This is a genomic window from Streptomyces caniscabiei (assembly GCF_014930365.1).
Lineage (GTDB): Bacteria > Actinomycetota > Actinomycetes > Streptomycetales > Streptomycetaceae > Streptomyces > Streptomyces caniscabiei.
In genome coordinates this window covers 413,654-430,522 of the sequence record NZ_JABXWI010000009.1, presented here as the reverse complement: position 1 = coordinate 430,522, position 16,869 = coordinate 413,654, and the positions used below count along the sequence as shown (strand labels likewise).

The following is a 16,869-nucleotide window of genomic DNA, read 5'->3' as shown; positions in this document are numbered from 1 at the left end:
TTCGTTAGTCACCCGAAACAACGGAATAGTTGCCCAGGCGCACGAGGTTCAGACGGCACATACCTTCATCCGGCCAGGAGGCCCCGCTCCATGACTCAGCAGCACACACCGTCACCGCCGACCCTCGAAAGGCGCACCCCGCGAGCCGGCGGAGCGATCGTCCCGGTGCTGGCCTTCGCGGGGATCGTGGTCGCGGTGATGCAGACCCTGCTGGTCCCGGTGATCAAGGACCTCCCCCAGCTGCTGGACACCTCGGCCGGCAACGCGACCTGGGTACTGACCTCGACCCTCCTCGCCGGCGCCGTGTCCACGCCGATCATGGGCCGACTCGGCGACCTCTACGGCAAGCGCCGCATGCTGCTCGCCAGCCTGGCCGTGATGGTGGTCGGCGCGCTGATCAGCGGTTTCACCAGTGCGCTCGTTCCGATGATCGTCGGCCGCGCGTTGCAGGGCTTCGCCATGGGCGCGATCCCGCTGGGCATCGGGCTGATGCGCGACGAGCTGCCGCGCGAGCGGCTCGGCTCCGCCATGGCCCTCATGAGCTCGTCCATCGGTGTCGGCGGCGGACTCGCGCTGCCGATGGCCGCCGCGGTCGCGCAGAACACCGACTGGCACGTCCTCTTCTTCGGCGCCGCCGGCCTCGGGGTGCTCGCCATCGTGCTCACCCTCGTCGCCGTTCCGGAGACGAAGACGCGCGCGGAGGGCACCTTCGACCACCTCGGCGCGGTCGGTCTCTCCTTCGGCCTCGTCCTCTTCCTCCTGCCGATCACCAAGGGCAGTGACTGGGGCTGGACCTCCGCGACCACGCTCGGGCTCTTCGCCGCGTCGGCCGTGGTCCTGCTGCTCTGGGGTCTGCTGGAGCTGCGTATCGCCGCGCCGCTGGTGGATCTGCGGACCACCGCCCGCCGCGAGGTCCTGCTCACCAACCTCGCCTCGATCATGGTCGGGGTCTCCTTCTACGTCGTCTCCCTCGTCCTCCCGCAGCTCCTCCAACTGCCCACCGCCACCGGTTACGGCCTCGGACAGTCGATGATCGTCGCGGGTCTGTGCGTGGCTCCACTGGGCCTGACGATGATGTTCACCGCGCCGCTCTACGCCCGGATCTCCGCCAAGTACGGGCCGAAGAGCACGCTCATCCTGGGCCTGCTGATCATCGCGATCGGGTACGGGGCCGGGCTCGGCCTGATGAGCGCGGCGTGGCAGACCGTGGTGGTGTCGGTGGTGCTGGGCGCGGGTATCGGCCTCGCCTACTCCTCGCTCCCGGCGCTGATCATCGGTGCGGTCGATCCGTCCGAGACGGGGGCGGCCAACGGTCTCAACACACTCATGCGGTCCATCGGTACGTCGGTGTCCAGCGCCGTCGTCGGCATGGTGCTGGCGAACACGGCGAACGAGGTCGGTGGAGTCGCGATCCCGACCATGCACGGGTTCCGCGTCTCGTTCCTCATCGCCACGGCCGCGGTGGCCGTCGGCCTTCTGCTGGCCCTGTTCCTGCCGAGCCGGCGCCCGACGCTGACGCTTCGTGCGAGCGGTGATGGTGGGGCCGGTGGGTCCGACGCGGTCTCCGGGGAGGGGCAGGTCGTCCTTGCCTCCCGTTAGGGGCCGTGGCGATGGCGTCTGCGGGTCCGGTGGGGGCTGGTCGCGCAGTTCCCCGCGCCCCTGAAAAAAGCGGGGCTGCGCCCCGGCTTCTTTCAGGCCGAAAGGCCGGAGGCCTTTCAGGGGCGCCCAACCCTCGAATACCGCGCATGGCAGCATGGGCGCCCCGGACGGCCTACGGCCGAGCACCTGTACGACTACACGGAGGACCCATGTCCGCGGCAGCCACCTCGAACCCGGCCGTGCCGGCGCCCAAGCCGGAGATTGTCGAGGCCTTCGAGGGGGCCAAGGGGTTCATGCCGCTCGGAGAGGGGCTGGCGCTGTACGCGGCGGCGGTCGAGGCCGGGCGTCTGGGGCTGCCGTTGCTGGAAGTGGGGACGTACTGCGGTCGGTCGACGATCCTGCTGGCCGACGCCGCCCGGGAGGCGGGGGTCACGGCGATCACGGTCGACCACCACCGGGGCAGCGAGGAGCAGCAGCCCGGCTGGGAGTACCACGACGAGTCCACCGTCGACCCCGAGGTGGGCCGCATGGACACGCTCCCCACCTTCCGCCGCACCCTCCACCGCGCGGGTCTGGAGGACCACGTCGTCGCGATCGTCGGCCGTTCCCCGCAGGTCGCCGCCTTCTGGGGCACCCCTCTGGCCTTCGTCTTCATCGACGGCGGTCACACCGACGAGCACGCCACCGCCGACTACGAGGGCTGGGCCCCGCACATCGCCCCGGGCGGGCTCCTCGTCATCCACGACGTCTTCCCCGACCCCGAGGACGAGTTCACCGGCCAGGCCCCGTACCGCGTCTACCTCCGCGCACTGGCCTCCGGCGCCTTCACGGAGGTCTCGGCCACGGACTCCCTCCGGGTGCTGCGTCGGACGGACACAGGTATCTGAAGCACAGGGCGGGGCCCGGCTACGCCACCTCTATGCCGTAGTCCTGGACCAGTTCCTCCAGGCCCCCCGCGTACCCCTTCCCTCCGACCACGAAGTCCCAGTCGCCGTTGGGGCGGCGGCGGAAGGAGCCGAGGGTGAGGGCCGTTTCGGCGGGGCGGCCGTCGGAGACGTCCAGGCGGCCCTGTTCGGCGCGGGAGGGGTCCAGCAGGCGGATCCCGGCGTCGGTGAAGCCGGAGAGGTCGGCGTCGGGGTTCGCGGCCGGGTCGATCGCGGCCACCAGCACGAGACGGTCGGCCTCCGCCGGCAGCGCGTCGAAGGAGACCCGGATCGCGGCCTTGTCGGGCGCCGTCGGCGGGACGGCGCGGACCGTGCCGTCGGGGGTGCGGAGGTTGTTGTAGAACACGAAGTGGTCGTCGCTGAGGACCCGGTTGCCGTGGCAGACGAGGGCGCAGACGTCCAGCGCGACGCCGCCCGTCCAGTACATGCCGAGCACGCTGTAGTCCTCGTGGCCCGCGGACGAAGGCGCCGGGTCCGGGGCCGGGTCCGGGGCCGTCACCGCCGTCATGTCCACCAAGGTCCGCTGGGCGGGCAGCGTGGGCAGCACCACCGTCGGATCGGTCGGCGACACCGGCGCGGGGCGCTCGCCGGTGCCCAGGCGCCCCCGCAGCCCGTGCCGATGGAGCAGGTCGACGAGTTCGCGGCCCGAGATCAGCTCCAGCGGTTTGCCGTTGGCGAAGGTGTGCGAGCCGGGGCCGAACTTGGACGTCGTCACCAGGACGCCCTTGTTGGCGCCGGCGTCCTGGACCGTGCCGTAGAGGTCACGGACGGCGCTCGGCGGGACGGTGTTCCGGTAGCGCTTGACCTGGACCACTATCTTGCCGCCGCGGATCGGTGTCGGGTCCAGGGCGTCGACGTCCACCCCGCCGTCGCCCGAGCGCTGGGTGGTGACGGCCTGCATGCCCATGGCCCGGAACAGCTCCGCGACGAGCGACTCGAAGGCGAGGGGGTCCATCTCCAGGAGGTCGGGCTCCTCCTCGCCGCCGTGGGTGACGACACCGTCGCCCACGTCGTCGGGCCGGCGTCCGGGGCGGACGGGGGTGCGCTGGTCCGGTCGGGCCGACAACTGGCCCCGCAGGCCGTCCGTCAGGCAGTCGACGGCGCTCACCTGCGCCAGGTGCAGTGCGGCGAAGACGGGGCGGGGCACCGTGACGGTCGCCAGGAACAGCTCGGCGCGGCGTCCGGTCACCGGATCGTGGTCGTCCACGAAACCGTTCAGGACGACCGACTCCAGCGCGCCGAACTCGTCGGCGGCGAACAGCTCGTGGAGCACCAGGAGGGTGCACTGGGCGAGGACGTCGCGGTAGAGGGCCCGCCGCTGGGTGACCGGGCGCGGGCGCTCCTTGTCCTGGTCGACGCTCGGCATGTAGACGACGTTCTTCGCCTCGGGGACGACGTCGTACCTGGGCAGCTCCCAGTCCAGGACCAGTTGCCGTGCCGCCGGGTCGTAGGCGGCGCGGACACCGCGGGGAAAGCCCTCGGGCCAGGCGGACGAGGCGTAGAGGGCGGCGGAGAAGTAGTCGACGGCGGCTTCGGGGTCACCGTCGCGCAGTGCGGTCGCCATCTGGGCGAGTCCGGCGTTGTGCCGCCGGATCTCCGACCGCTGTTCCTCCGCCCACTGCTCGTACTGCCGCTGGTACCGGGCCAGTTGCTCCTGCCGCTGGGCCTCGGCGGCCTGCGCGGCGTGCCAGTCGTGCTCGAACCGGGCGCGCGCCTCGGCCTGGGCGCGCCGCTGGGCGCCCCAACCGCCCTGCGCCTGATAGTGGTTGGGGTCCGGCATGGGTACAGGTCGGCCGAGCGGCCCCGGCGAGAACGGCTCCAGGCGCTCGGAACGGGTGAGGGAGGCGGCCCGGAACGCCGGGGCGCGGCAGCCCTCGGCCAACAGGCACTCCAACGCCCGTACCCGGGCGTCCAGTTCCTCCGTACGCCGTCGTGCCTCGGCCTCGCGCTGCTGCCGGTACGCCGCCTGCTGCTCGCGTTGGCTGCGGGCCACCTCCCGCTGGTACGCGCGCTGTTGTCGCTCGTACTCGCGCTGTTGCCTGGCCCGCTCCTCCGACTGACGCTGCTGCTGGCGTTGTGCCTCGGCCCAGATCCCGGCCAACCCGCTGGAGCGACGACTCATGCGCTACAGGCCCTCCCACCGGGGCCCCGACCGCCCGCGAGGCCCCGCCCCCACACAACCGGACGTAATCGCACGACTTTATCCCGCGACGGCGCGCACGCCTACCGGTCCCCGGCGCCGCGCAGCGGGAACGGAAACGGCTCCCCGTCGGCTAACCCATGTACCGGACGAGCAGGTAGGCGGCCGCCACCACGATCACGATCACCGCGACGACCGCCGCTCGGTACGCCGGAGTCGAGAGGGGACGGGGCGGCGCGGGCGGCGGGGTGGCCTGGCGCGGCGAGTGGGCGCCCTCGGGGGGAAGGCCCGCGGGTCGGCCGCTGAGCAGGGGGACCGGCAGGGGCCCGACGATCGGCGCGACGGGCGGCTGCCAGTCCGTCTCGTCGCCGGTACCGGACGCCCACGGCTGGAGCCGGCCGGTGGCCAGGCGGCGCCAGCGGCTGCCGGAGGAGTCGGTGAACTCGACGGAGCAGAGCAGGGGTGAGGGCGGCGAGCCGGTGGCGGAGGTCATCGGCAGGTCGACGGAGAGCCGGCCGCCGGCCGCCAGGATCTCGCGGCCGTCGAGGCGTACGTCGTCGTAGTGGACGGCGACCTGGACGAGCGGCTGGTTGCTGGTGTTGACCGCTTCGAGGCGCCATCGCGCGTACCCGTCCGCGAGCACCGAGGGCCTGCTGTCCATGGTGACGTGCAGCATCGACGACTGGATCAGCTTCTCCCGCTGGTCCGCCTCGCGTTCGCGGTCCTCGACACGACGCTCCCGCTCGGCCAGCCGGCCGGCCTGACGGACGTTGTGACGGTGTCCGGCGATACTCACGACGAGCGCCGCAGCCCCCACCACGGCCCCGAGGACCGCGATCACCACCTCGATCATCCTCGTACTCTGACCTGCCGACGGGCGACGGGTCCAGTCGGCGCCGCAGCGCGGGCGTGCCGCTCGGCATGGGCGTCCGGCCGGTGCGCCGCTCATCCGACCCGTGGCGGGGACGTCCCGCCGGTGCACCGCCCCGGCCCGTGGCGGGAGCGTCCCGCCAGTGCACCGTCCAGCCCGTGGCAGGGGCGTCCCGCCGGTGGGCCGCCCGACCCGTAAGGTGGCAGGCGTGTCGTACGTAGGCCCGGACTTCGATCCGCCCCAGCCCCGCCGTTCCGCCCTGCGCCGTCCGCTGACCGTGGCGGTGGCCGCGGTCGTGGTGGGGGCGGTGGCCGGGTGGGGGGTCTGGCAGGTCGCCGGGGATTCCGGGGGCGGCGGCGGGTCGGACAGCGCGAAGGTGCCGCAGACGCGGTCGGCGACCACACCCCCGGCGAGCGGGGACACGACCACGGACGCCGGCAAGGGCGAGGCCGGCGGCGGTGGCGGCGACAAGGAGGGCCGCGACGGGGAGAAGGCGAGCCCCTCGGGTGCCGCCTCCGCGCCGGCCGCCACCGGGCCGCTGAAGGGCAAGGTCGTCGTCATCGACCCGGGCCACAACCCCGGCAACTTCCAGCACACCGCCGAGATCAACCGCAAGGTGGACATCGGGACGCACGCGAAGGAGTGCGACACGACGGGGACGACCACCAACGACGGTTATCTCGAAGCCGAGTTCACGCTGGACGTCTCCCGCCGGCTGCGCACGCTGCTCCAACAGGAGGGCGCCACCGTGAAGTTCACCCAGGACGACGACCGCGCCTGGGGACCCTGCATCGACGAGCGGGCGCGGATCGGCAACGAGGCGGAGGCGGACGCGGTGGTGTCGATCCACGCGGACGGTTCGGGGTCCGGCAACCGCGGCTTCCACGTCATCCTGCCGGGCTCGGTGCACGAGGGCGCCGCGGACACCCGGCCCATCGTCGCCCCGTCCCGCGATCTCGGCGAGCGCATCGCCGGCTACTTCGTCCGCGCCACCGGCAGCGCCCCCTCCAACTACGTCGGCGACGGCACCGGCCTCGTCACCCGCACCGACCTCGGCGGCCTCAACCTCTCCACCGTCCCGAAGGTGTTCATCGAGTGCGGCAACATGCGCGACAGCAAGGACGCGTCCCTGCTCACCAGCGGCACCTGGCGCCAGAAGGCGGCCCGGGGAATCTCCGACGGCATCACGAGCTTCCTGAAAAATTGAACAACTTTCCCTTTCGGGGAAACACACGGGACTTCGGGACTGCGGACTCGGGACTTCCCGCTCGGGACTTCGAACTCCGGACACAAAGCCGCAGTGCCACGGAATGACGTGCGCGCGGTCTCAATCTGTCAACGGTTCCCTCCGAGTTCGTCGGGTGCGCGGGGATACGCGATATCCATGACGAGGCTCCGCTGACCAGCGGTGCCCGGCGGCCAGGAAGCGGGCAGGGGAACCTCTGAGGGATTCGTGAGTTTTCTGCGCGGGTAGGGGGCGGGTCGTGATCACCGCGGTGATCCCGGCGGACACCCACGTCGGTCGGACGATAAGGTCGTCCCTACGATGAGGGGCCACCCCCGCGCTTCCCACCACGGCCTGACGGCGACATGGTGACGGCGACGCCTCCACCGATGACGAGACGACTGACGAAGGACCTGAAGTGAATATCCGCTCCCTCACCAGAGGCGACGGCGTCGTGATCGGAGCAGCGGTATTGCTGTTCATCGCGTCGTTCCTCGACACGTTCGACGGCTCCGGCGACGACATCCCCAATGCCTGGGACAACCTCGGCTTGGTGATGAGCGTGTACGTCGCCGGCATCATCGGTGCGGTGCTGATCGTCATCGCCCGTGCGCTGCCGCAGCCGCCCAAGGTGATCGGCCTGGACGTCGGCCAGCTCGGGGTGGCGCTGACCATCTTCGCCGCGTGGACCTCGTTCTGGTCGATCATCGACCCGTTCGGAGCGATGGAGGAGCTGTTCGGCACCTTCGGCGGCTCGGAGCCCGACTCCGGCGCCGGTCTCATCCTCGGCCTCATCGCCGCGCTGCTGCTGGCCGCCGCCGCCATCGCCACCCCCCTCGTCCCCGCCCTCAAGGCCGCTCTCGTCGGTGCTCCGCGGCCTGCCGCGCCGCAGCCGTACGGGGCCCAGCCGCCCGGTGGTTACGGCTACCCGGGCGCCGGTGCGCCGGGTCCGTTCGGTGCGGGTCAGCCGCAGCCGGGTCAGCCCGGGCAGCCGGGTCCGGGGGCGCCGTTCGGTGGTGCTCCGCAGCAGCAGGCGGCGGCGCCGCAGCCGCCGGCCGGAGACTTCTCGCCGTTCTGGTTCGCGGTGCCCGTGGCCCGTCCGCTGTTCGCGGAGGACGGTTCGCAGTCGGCGATCGCCGAACTGGCGCCGGGCACCTGGTACCTGGCGGTCGAGCAGCGCGGTCCCAACCTGGTCGCCCAGACGCAGGACGGCCGTCGCGGTGTCCTCCAGGACACCAGCGGCATCCAGCGCGGCTGAGCCACACCTCGCCAGACAGTCGTACAGCCGTACAGCGGCCCCTCGCTCTTCCGGGCGGGGGGCCGCTGTCGTACAGTCGCCTCCCCGCACATGTAACTGACGGATCGTCAGGAGGCAGGCACATGCGGCTCGGTCTGGCACTCGGTTACTGGGGGCGCGGCCCGTCGGCGGACCATGTCCCGCTCGTCCAGGAGGCGGAGCGGCTCGGCTACGACTCGGTGTGGACCGCCGAGTCCTGGGGCTCGGACGCGTTCACACCGCTCACCTGGATCGCGGCGCACACCTCCAGGATCAAGCTGGGCACGGCGGTCGCGCAGATGGCGGCCCGGTCGCCCACCACCACCGCGATGCACGCGCTGACCCTGGACCATCTCTCCGGCGGGCGCGCCCTGCTCGGGCTCGGGCTCTCCGGACCGCAGGTCGTCGAGGGCTGGTACGGGCGGCCGTTCCCGAAGTCGCCGCTGACCGCGACCAGGGAGTACGTCGACGTCGTACGCCAAGTCCTCAGGCGGGAAGGGCCCGTTGAGCTCGACGGGCACTATCACCCCCTCCCCTACGACGGCCCGGACGCCACCGGCATCGGGAAGGCGCTGAAGCCCATCACCCACCCGCTGCGGGCGGATCTCCCCGTCCTGCTCGGCGCGGAGGGGCCGAAGAACATCGCGCAGACGGCCCGGATCGCGGACGGCTGGCTGCCGTTGTACTGGTCGCCCTCGCGGACCGATGTCTACGAGGCCTCGCTGACCGACATGCCCGACGGCTTCCTCATCGCGCCCATGGCACGGGCGAAGGTCTGCGACGACGTCGCCGAGGGGCTGTTGCCCGTGAAGGCCATGCTCGGCTTCTACATCGGCGGGATGGGGCACGCCCGGCGCAACTTCCACGCCGATCTCATGGCCCGCATGGGGTACGAGGAGGAGGCCCGGCACATCCAGCGGCTCTTCCTCGACGGGCGGCGCGAGGAGGCCGTGCTGACGGTGCCGGACGCCTTCGCCGACGAGATCTCGCTGGTCGGGCCGCGCGAACGGATCGCGGAGCGGCTGGAGGCATGGCGGAAGGGGCCGGTGACGGACCTGCTGGTGCTGGCCCCGGATCCGCACACGCTGCGGGTGCTGGCGGAGCTCAACTCCTAGGCGTAGGTGAGGCGTCGAGGGGGGCTCGTGGAGGCGGGCGAGGTTTGGCCTGGGGTTCACGGGCAACCCGTCAGGCATGTCTCGATATAGCGGTTCCAATCAGGCGGGCCGGGTCATCGCGATCGTCGCCGATGTCATGGCGTTCATCCTCGGCCTGTGGATCCTGATGTACCTGCTGGGCGCGAACGGCGCGAACGACTTCGTGCAGTTCGTCCATGACGCGGCCCGCTGGCTCGCCGGCTGGTCGCACGACCTGTTCACGTTCGACGAGCAGTGGGCCCGGGTGGTGGCCGGCTATGGCCTCGCGGCCGTCGTATACCTGTTCGTGGGCCACGCCATCGCCAACCGGATGCACCGGCATTGAGTGCGCTCGGGTCCGGTGCGGGCCGAAAAGCACGGGGCGCAGCCCCTGCTTTTCAGGGGCGCGGGGAACTGCGCGAGAAGCCCCACCGGCCTGGCGGCCGACGCCGGACCCCCCGGCTCAGCGGCGCTCAACAGCACTCGACGTCCAGCCCGCGCGGCAAGCGCTCCCCGCCGAAGACCGCGCACGTGGCCTCGTCGCCGCCCAGCGCGGCCACGGCCAGCAGGAGCGAACCCGCGGTCCAGGACGTCAGTTCCTCGGGCCAGACGGCCCGGTCCTCGAAGACGTAACCCGTCCAGTACAGGCCGGAGCCGGGGTCGCGGAGGTGCTGGATGGACTGGAGTATCTCCAGCGCGCGGTCGGACTCGCCCATCGCCCAGAGCGCCAGGGCGAGTTCGGCCGATTCGCCGCCGGTCACCCAGGGGTTGGGGACGACACAGCGGACCCCGAGGCCGGGGACGACGAAACGGTCCCAGCCCTCCTCGACGCGGGACTTGGCCTCGGCGCCGGTGAGCGCGCCGCCGAGCACCGGGTAGTACCAGTCCATCGAGTAGCGGTCCTTGTCGAGGAACCGCTCGGGGTGCCGGCGGATCGCGTGCCGCAGCGCGCCGACCGCCAACTCCCAGTCCGGCTGCGGCTCTTCCCGCTGCTCGGCGATGGCGAGCGCGCAGCGCAGCGCGTGGTGGATCGACGAACTGCCCGTCAGCAGGGCGTCGTTCACCGGTGTGCCGTCGTCCTCGCGCTTCCAGCCGATCTGCCCGCCGGGCTGCTGGAGCCGCAGGACGCACTCGATCGCCGCGTAGACGGCCGGCCACATGTGGTCGAGGAAGGTGTCGTCGCCGGTGGCCAGGTAGTGGTGCCAGACGCCGACGGCCATGTAGGCGACGAAGTTGGTCTCGCGGCCCCGGTCGGTGATGTCGTGGGCGTCGCCGTCGGCGTAGGCGGCGTACCAGGAGCCGTCCTCGTTCTGGTGCCGGCGCAGCCACTCGTAGGCGCGTTCGGCGGCCTCGTGCTCACCGGCCGCGTCCAGGGCCATGGCCGCCTCGGTGTGGTCCCACGGGTCGAGGTGGTGTCCGCGGAACCAGGGGATGGCGCCGTCCGCGCGCTGCACCGCGAGGATGCCCCGCACGGTGGCGGCGGCCTCCTCTGCGGTGAGGACCCCGGGCAGGACCAGGTGTTCTGTCCGGGGGGTCGTCACTTGGCGTCCGCCGGGGCAGCGGCGGCGGTGGTGGCGGCAGCGGCGACCGGCAGGTGCGGCTTGGTCGCGTACGCCACGAAGCTCTTGCCGATCAGCGGGTTCAGCGCCTCCTCGGCGACCCGCGTGGCCAGGGGCTTCTTCATGATGTCCCAGACCAGCAGCTTGTGGTACGCCCGCACGGGCAGCGCCTTGTCGTTGTCGACGCCGAACGCGCACTTCAGCCACCAGTAGGGCGAGTGCAGGGCGTGGGCGTGGTGGGTGCCGTACGGCTTGAGGCCCGCCTCGCGGATCTTGGCGAGGAGTTCGTCCGCCTTGTAGATGCGGATGTGGCCGCCCTCGACCTCGTGGTAGGCGTCGGAGAGCGCCCAGCAGACCTTCTCGGGGCCGTAGCGCGGCACGGTGACGGCTATCCGGCCGCCGGGCCTGAGCACCCGGACCATCTCGGCGAGGACGCCCTTGTCGTCGGGGATGTGCTCCATCACCTCGGAGATGATGACGACGTCGAAGGACTCGTCGGGGAACGGCAGCGCGAGGGCGTCGCCCTCCATCGCGGTGGCGGTGGCGCCCTCGGGGGCCTCGCCGGCCTCCTTCATCGCCGCGAACCACTTGGCGACCTCGCGGATCTCCTCGGCGTTCTGGTCGAGGGCCACGACCTGGGCGCCGCGCCGGTAGCACTCGAAGGCGTGCCGGCCCGCTCCACAGCCGAGATCCAGGACCCGGTCCCCCGGGGCGAGCGGGAACCTGGAGAAATCGACGGTCAGCACGTGGCCCTGCTTTCGCGGTTGGCGCTTTCGCGGTTTGCTTCGACTGCTTCTTCGACGGCATCAGCCGTGTCGGCGGCTCGGGCTCGTCCGGCGGCTCCGGCCCGTCCGGCGGCCCCGCGGGCGATCGCCTCGCGGTAGTGGGCGACCGTGCCCTCGGCCGCCTTGGCCCAGGTGAACCGGCTCAGTACACGCTCGCGCCCCGCGCGGCCGAGCCGTCGGCGGAGGTCGGGGTCGCCGAGCAGGCGGCCGAGCGCGGTGGCCAGGGCGCCCGGGTCTCCCGGGGGCACCGCGAGGCAGGTCTCGCCGTCGGGTCCGGCGACCTCCGGTATGGCTCCGCCGGTGGTGGCGACCAGCGGCGTACCGGTGGCCATGGCCTCGGCAGCCGGGAGCGAGAACCCCTCGTACAGCGAGGGCACGCAGGCGACCTCGGCCGAGCGGACCAGGTCGACAAGTTCGGCGTCGGAGATGCCCTTGACGAACTCGACGGCGCCTTCGAGGCCGTACCGCTCGATCGCCTGGGCGACCGGGCCCTCGGTGGGCCGCTTGCCGACGACGACCAGGTGGGCGGCGGTGTGCTCGGTGCGCACCTTGGCGAGCGCCTCGACGAGGAAGACGAGGCCCTTGAGCGGCACGTCCGCGCTGGAGGTGGTGACGATCCGGCCGGACACCTGCGGCACGGCCGGATTCGGCGAGAAGAGGTCGGTGTCGGCGCCGATGTGGACGACGTGCATCCGGTCGTCGCGCACACCGAGGTGGTCGACGATCTCCTGGCGGGAGGTGCCGGAGACGGTCAGCACGGACGGCAGCCGCCGCGCGACCCGCTTCTGCATGCGCGTGAAGGCGTACCAGCGGCGTACGGACATCCGGCGCTGCCGGCCCTCGGCGGCGTCCAGCTCCAACTGCCGGTCGACGGTGATGGGGTGGTGAATGGTGGTGACCAGCGGGGCGCCCACGTCGCCCAGCAGCCCGTACCCGAGGGTCTGGTTGTCGTGGACGACGTCGAACTCGCCGCGGCGGGCGCGCAGGTGGCGGCGGGCGCGCAGGGAGAACGTCAGGGGCTCCGGGAAGCCGCCGGTCCACATGGTCGCCACTTCGAGGGCGTCGATCCAGTCGCGGTACTCGCCCCGCTTCGGGGTGCGGAAGGGGTCGGGCTGGCGGTAGAGGTCGAGGCTGGGCAGCTCGGTGAGGGAGACTCCGCCCGGTCCGTCGGCGGGGACGGCGTCCTCGTCGAGCACGGGATAGGGCTGGGAACCGATCACCTCGACCCGGTGGCCGAGGCGGGCCAGCTCGCGCGAGAGATGCCGTACGTAGACGCCCTGGCCCCCGCAGAACGGGTTCCCTTTATAGGTGAGGAGCGCGATGTCGAGCGGTCGCCCGCCGTCGGCGGCAAGGTCACGTCGGGACGCCGCCCGACTGGCCTCAGCGGTCACTCCTGGCCCCCTTCTCACTGCGATTTCCCGTGAGATTACGACGAGACGGTAATCTAGAACAAGTTTCAGAGTTGATCGTTCAAGAGGCTCCGAATCTACCGGCTGGTAGTACCGCTGTGAGAGATGGATCAGGTGATTCACGCCACGGCCCCCGCCCTGGCATGCTCTGTGATCGCATATCCTCACCGACCGTCACGACTGTCACGGAACGAGAACCATGTCTGCGGAAGCCAAGGTGGAGACCAAGCTGGAGGCCAAGGTGGATGCCGGCACCGCGCGACCGGACTCGCCGCCCCTCACGGAGCGCCAGGAGGCACGCCGGCGCCGCATCCTGCACGCCAGCGCCCAGTTGGCCAGCCGGGGCGGTTTCGACGCCGTGCAGATGCGGGAGGTCGCGGAGTCCTCACAGGTCGCCCTGGGGACCCTCTACCGCTACTTCCCCTCCAAGATCCATCTGCTGGTCGCCACCATGCAGGCCCAGCTGGAGCACATGCACGGCACGCTCCGCAAGAAGCCCCCGACCGGCGAGGCGGCCGCCGAGCGGGTCGCCGAGACGCTGATGCGCGCGTTCCGGGCCCTGCAGCGCGAGCCCCATCTCGCCGACGCCATGGTGCGGGCGCTCACCTTCGCCGACCGCAGCGTCAGCCCCGAGGTCGACCAGGTCTCCCACCAGACCACCGCGATCATCCTCGACGCGATGGGGCTGGCCGACCCGACCGCCGAGCAGCTCTCCGCCGTCCGCGTCATCGAGCACACCTGGCACTCGGCCCTCATCACCTGGCTCTCCGGCCGTGCCTCCATCGCCCAGGTGAAGATCGACATCGAGACGGTGTGCCGCCTGATCGACCTGACGGCCCCGGAAGGGCGGAAGCAGGCATAGGAGGGCGGACGCGATCCGAGCAGTGGAGTGGGCGCGCGAAAAGACCTACGAGACGGGTTCCCTGCGCCGGTATTACCCGGATCAGGTGCTGGGGGTCGCCTTCCGGCCCTGTCCTGCTGCCTTCCGGCCTCTCAGCCCGACCGTCGACGTCGGCACCGGCGGATCTGCTACCTCGCGCCCATGTCGGCTACTCCGGTCGACTCCCTCACTCGCCTCGTAGGCTGATTTCTACGATAGAACGCCCATGCGAGAACACAACCCCCAAAGGGGATTTTTTACCCTTCGAGGGTTGTGTTCTCAGCCCATGATCTCCAGGCCGCTCCAGCTGCGCCCGATCGCCTTCTCGCCCGCCCACAGGTCCAGCAGCCGTCGGGCGTCCTCCTCCGGTGCCCCGAGGCGGAGGCGCTGGGCGCCGGTGCGGGTCGGCGTGTGCTCCTTGTGGATCGTGCCCTCGCTGCAGCAGGCACAGTGCACGGTGACGCTGTCGGCGGTCTCCGCGCCGAGGTCGTGGGCGCCGAAGAGGGCGACCAGGGCCTCCAGGTCGGCGCCCTCCCCCACCGCGACCGTCACCTGGAGGGTGGGCAGGCCGGACGCCTCGAAGAGCAGCAGTTCGTCGAAGACGGGGAACGTCGTGCCGTCGACGACGCGTTCGCCGTTGGGCTGACCGTCGTGGAGGACGATCTCGCCGTAGCGGCGGCCGCCGGTCACGGGGACGTTGACGACGCGGCCGCGCGTCGGGCACAGCCGCTCGATCCACACCACCTCGCGTTCGCCCCCGGTGTCCAGGCGCACACAGGCATGGCCGAAACGGCCCTCGATCGCGCCCTCGCCGGCCGGGACGTCGAGGCCGAAACCGGCCCAGGCGTCGCGCGCGACCGCCCAGTCCCGGCGGATCGTGGCCGCGATACCGAGGTTCCAGAACGCGGGGTCGCCCTCGCCGCGCGGCGCCCGGGCGGCCGCCTGGACGCCCAGCTCGTACGCCTTGTCCCAGTTGCGCAGGAACTTGTGGCCGAGCGCGGCGTCGTACCACCACTCCGCGCTCGGCCCCTCGTCCGGGAAGTGCGCGAGCACCTGCTCGTAGAGGTCGGCGGCGCGCTGCCACTCCTCGGCGTCCCAGGCCGCGTACGCCTGCTCGATCAGCCCCTTGGCCTCGGACTTCCGCACTTCTTCCCGCCCCGCGTGTGTTGTCGTTCGTGTGCCGACCGCAGAGCGTAGGGCCCCTACTCCTCCGGCGGGAACACCGGCTCCCCGCTCCCGAGCAGGGCGATGGAGATCGCCTCCACCGGGCAGCCCTCCGCCGCCTTCAGGACGCGTTCGTGGGCGTCGGTCTCCGGTTCGACGGGGTGGGACTGCATGGCGGAGTCGAGGCGGAAGGCGTCCGGGGCGAGGTGGACGCACTGGGCGGAGCCGATGCAGAGGGCGCGGTCGACCTCCACGTGCCAGCGGTCGCCCATCACCCGACCCCCTTGCCCTCGGCGGCACCGGCGGGCGGCTCGTATCCGGCGGGCAGGTGGATCATCTTGTGCTCCAGGTACTCGCCGTAGCCCTCGGGGCCGAACTCGCGCCCGAGGCCGGAGTTCTTGTAGCCGCCGAACGGGCCGAACATGTCGAGGCTGAAGGTGTTGACCGAGTAGGTGCCGGTACGGACCCGGCGGGCGACGTCGATGCCGCGTTCGTCGTCGGCGGTCCAGACGCTGCCGCTGAGCCCGTACTCGGAGTCGTCGGCGATACGGACGGCCTCGTCCTCGTCGCCGTACGGCAGGAGGCAGATGACCGGGCCGAAGATCTCCTCCCGGGCGATGCGCATGGAGTTGTCGACGTCGCCGAAGAGGGTCGGTTCGACGTACCAGCCGCGCTCCAGGGCCGCCGGACGGCCGCCGCCGGTGAGGATCTTCGCGCCCTCCTCCTGGCCGATGCGGATGTAGTCGAGGCTGCGGCGCTGCTGGCGGGCGGCGACCAGCGGGCCGAGTTCGGTGGCCGGGTCCAGGGGGTCGCCGATCTTCAGCGCGGAGGCGTACGCCGCGAAGGCCTCGGCGAACTCGTCGTAGCGGGCACGCGGGACGAGGATGCGGGTCTGGGCCACGCACGCCTGGCCGTTGATCATCCAGGCGAACGGGGCGATGCCGTTCACGGCGGTCTGCGCGTCGGCGTCGGGGAGGATCACGGCCGCCGACTTGCCGCCCAACTCCAGGGTGACGCGGGTGAGGTTGCGGGCGGCGACCTCCATGACGCGCTTGCCGGCGGCGACCGAGCCGGTGAAGGAGACCTTGTCGACGCCCGGGTGACCGACCAGGTACTCGCTGACCTCACGGTCGGCGGGCAGGATCGAGAGCACACCCTCGGGCAGACCGGCCTCGGCGGCAATCTCCGCCAACAGATAGGCGTCCAGGGGGGTTTCGGGCGACACCTTCAGGATCACCGGGCAGCCGGCGAGAAGGGCGGGGGCGAGCTTGGCGGCGGCGGTGAACTGCGGCACGTTCCAGGGGACGACCGCCGCGACCACCCCGACCGGCTCGCGCCGGACGAGGAGCCGGCCGAGCACGCCGGCCCGCTGCTCCTCGTAGGTGAAGTCGCGGGCGGTGGTGATCGCCGCGTCCCACACCATCATCGACGCGAGGGCCTGCACCATCACGCTGGAGGTGAACGGGGTGCCGTTCTCGGCGCTGATGATCCGGGCGAACTCCTCGTGGCGCACCGCGAAGGCGTCCTTGATCCGGGCCACGACCTCGATCCGCTCGTCCAGGGTCGTCCGGGGCCAGGGGCCATGGTCGAAGGCCCGGCGCGCGGCGGCCACGGCCCGGTCGACGTCCGCGCGCGAGGCGTGCGGGACCCGGCCGATGACCTCCTCCGTGTGCGGCGAGACCACCTCGATGACGTCCGTGCCCAGGGGGTCGGTCAGCTCCCCGCCGATGAACAGCTGTCCGTGTTCCACGAGTTCGGTCATGGCCGTCGCCTCCCGGAGCCACTTCTCTGACATACCGTCAGTTTCGAATAGGGAACTGATACCAGTTCCAGGGGAAGGAGTCCATGTCATGCGTCGGCCGGTGGGGGCGGCCGCGGATTCTC

General features: G+C 71.6%; 15 protein-coding genes. 7 read left to right on the top strand and 8 right to left on the bottom strand.

Annotation, left to right across the window (positions count from 1 at the left end; all coding sequences use genetic code 11):
* Positions 1 to 90 precede the first annotated feature (90 nt).
* The gene (locus HW837_RS26185) at positions 91 to 1,599 is read left to right on the top strand and encodes an MFS transporter (protein ID WP_193380006.1); all 1,509 of its coding nucleotides are present in this window, start codon (positions 91 to 93) and stop codon (positions 1,597 to 1,599) included.
* A gap of 209 nt (positions 1,600 to 1,808) precedes the next feature.
* Positions 1,809 to 2,486 carry a class I SAM-dependent methyltransferase gene (locus HW837_RS26180; protein WP_107073717.1) on the top strand — a complete coding sequence of 226 codons (678 nt, stop codon included), beginning with the start codon at positions 1,809 to 1,811 and terminating at the stop codon, positions 2,484 to 2,486.
* 19 nt (positions 2,487 to 2,505) lie between these two features.
* Here the strand turns inward: HW837_RS26180 and HW837_RS26175 are convergent, their stop codons facing one another.
* Positions 2,506 to 4,665: a restriction endonuclease gene (locus HW837_RS26175; RefSeq protein WP_177261777.1), complete on the bottom strand. Its 2,160-nt coding sequence runs from the start codon at positions 4,663 to 4,665 to the stop codon at positions 2,506 to 2,508.
* Between the two features lie 151 nt (positions 4,666 to 4,816).
* Positions 4,817 to 5,536 carry a hypothetical protein gene (locus HW837_RS26170; RefSeq protein WP_045557990.1) on the bottom strand — a complete coding sequence of 240 codons (720 nt, stop codon included), beginning with the start codon at positions 5,534 to 5,536 and terminating at the stop codon, positions 4,817 to 4,819.
* A gap of 226 nt (positions 5,537 to 5,762) precedes the next feature.
* Between HW837_RS26170 and HW837_RS26165 the strand changes: the two genes are divergently transcribed.
* The 4 genes from HW837_RS26165 (at position 5,763) to HW837_RS26150 (ending at position 9,534) form a co-directional block, all read left to right on the top strand.
* Complete coding sequence (locus HW837_RS26165) at positions 5,763 to 6,761, top strand: N-acetylmuramoyl-L-alanine amidase (RefSeq protein ID WP_045557989.1); 999 nt, start codon at positions 5,763 to 5,765, stop codon at positions 6,759 to 6,761.
* A gap of 436 nt (positions 6,762 to 7,197) precedes the next feature.
* Complete coding sequence (locus HW837_RS26160) at positions 7,198 to 8,037, top strand: DUF5336 domain-containing protein (RefSeq protein ID WP_177261776.1); 840 nt, start codon at positions 7,198 to 7,200, stop codon at positions 8,035 to 8,037.
* A 122-nt stretch (positions 8,038 to 8,159) separates the two neighbouring features.
* A complete protein-coding gene (locus tag HW837_RS26155) occupies positions 8,160 to 9,170 on the top strand; it encodes an LLM class F420-dependent oxidoreductase (RefSeq protein ID WP_193380007.1) in 1,011 nt (336 codons plus the stop codon).
* A 76-nt stretch (positions 9,171 to 9,246) separates the two neighbouring features.
* Positions 9,247 to 9,534, top strand: coding sequence for a hypothetical protein (locus HW837_RS26150; RefSeq protein ID WP_033527342.1), 288 nt, complete (start codon positions 9,247 to 9,249; stop codon positions 9,532 to 9,534).
* Positions 9,535 to 9,661: 127 nt separating this feature from the next.
* Here HW837_RS26150 and HW837_RS26145 read toward each other — a convergent pair whose 3' ends face one another.
* Genes HW837_RS26145 through HW837_RS26135 form a run of 3 tightly spaced genes read right to left on the bottom strand, consistent with a single transcriptional unit; the run spans position 9,662 to position 12,923 of the window.
* Positions 9,662 to 10,729 (bottom strand): prenyltransferase/squalene oxidase repeat-containing protein, encoded by a 1,068-nt coding sequence (locus HW837_RS26145; RefSeq protein WP_045557986.1) that lies wholly within the window; start codon positions 10,727 to 10,729, stop codon positions 9,662 to 9,664.
* Positions 10,726 to 11,493 (bottom strand): class I SAM-dependent methyltransferase, encoded by a 768-nt coding sequence (locus HW837_RS26140; RefSeq protein WP_045557985.1) that lies wholly within the window; start codon positions 11,491 to 11,493, stop codon positions 10,726 to 10,728. Before HW837_RS26140 ends, HW837_RS26145 begins: the two co-directional genes overlap by 4 nt.
* Positions 11,487 to 12,923, bottom strand: a complete 1,437-nt coding sequence (locus HW837_RS26135; RefSeq protein ID WP_045557984.1) for a glycosyltransferase family 4 protein — start codon at positions 12,921 to 12,923, stop codon at positions 11,487 to 11,489. The genes HW837_RS26140 and HW837_RS26135 overlap by 7 nt, the downstream gene beginning before the upstream one ends.
* A gap of 217 nt (positions 12,924 to 13,140) precedes the next feature.
* Here HW837_RS26135 and HW837_RS26130 point away from each other — a divergent pair, with 217 nt between their 5' ends.
* Positions 13,141 to 13,803, top strand: coding sequence for a TetR family transcriptional regulator (locus HW837_RS26130; RefSeq protein WP_045557983.1), 663 nt, complete (start codon positions 13,141 to 13,143; stop codon positions 13,801 to 13,803).
* Positions 13,804 to 14,100: 297 nt separating this feature from the next.
* Here the strand turns inward: HW837_RS26130 and HW837_RS26125 are convergent, their stop codons facing one another.
* Genes HW837_RS26125 through HW837_RS26115 form a run of 3 tightly spaced genes read right to left on the bottom strand, consistent with a single transcriptional unit; the run spans position 14,101 to position 16,747 of the window.
* Positions 14,101 to 14,967, bottom strand: a complete 867-nt coding sequence (locus HW837_RS26125; RefSeq protein ID WP_093789257.1) for a tetratricopeptide repeat protein — start codon at positions 14,965 to 14,967, stop codon at positions 14,101 to 14,103.
* 56 nt (positions 14,968 to 15,023) lie between these two features.
* Positions 15,024 to 15,257, bottom strand: coding sequence for a ferredoxin (locus tag HW837_RS26120; RefSeq protein WP_045557981.1), 234 nt, complete (start codon positions 15,255 to 15,257; stop codon positions 15,024 to 15,026).
* Positions 15,257 to 16,747 carry an aldehyde dehydrogenase gene (locus HW837_RS26115; RefSeq protein ID WP_045558066.1) on the bottom strand — a complete coding sequence of 497 codons (1,491 nt, stop codon included), beginning with the start codon at positions 16,745 to 16,747 and terminating at the stop codon, positions 15,257 to 15,259. Before HW837_RS26115 ends, HW837_RS26120 begins: the two co-directional genes overlap by 1 nt.
* Positions 16,748 to 16,869 lie beyond the last annotated feature (122 nt).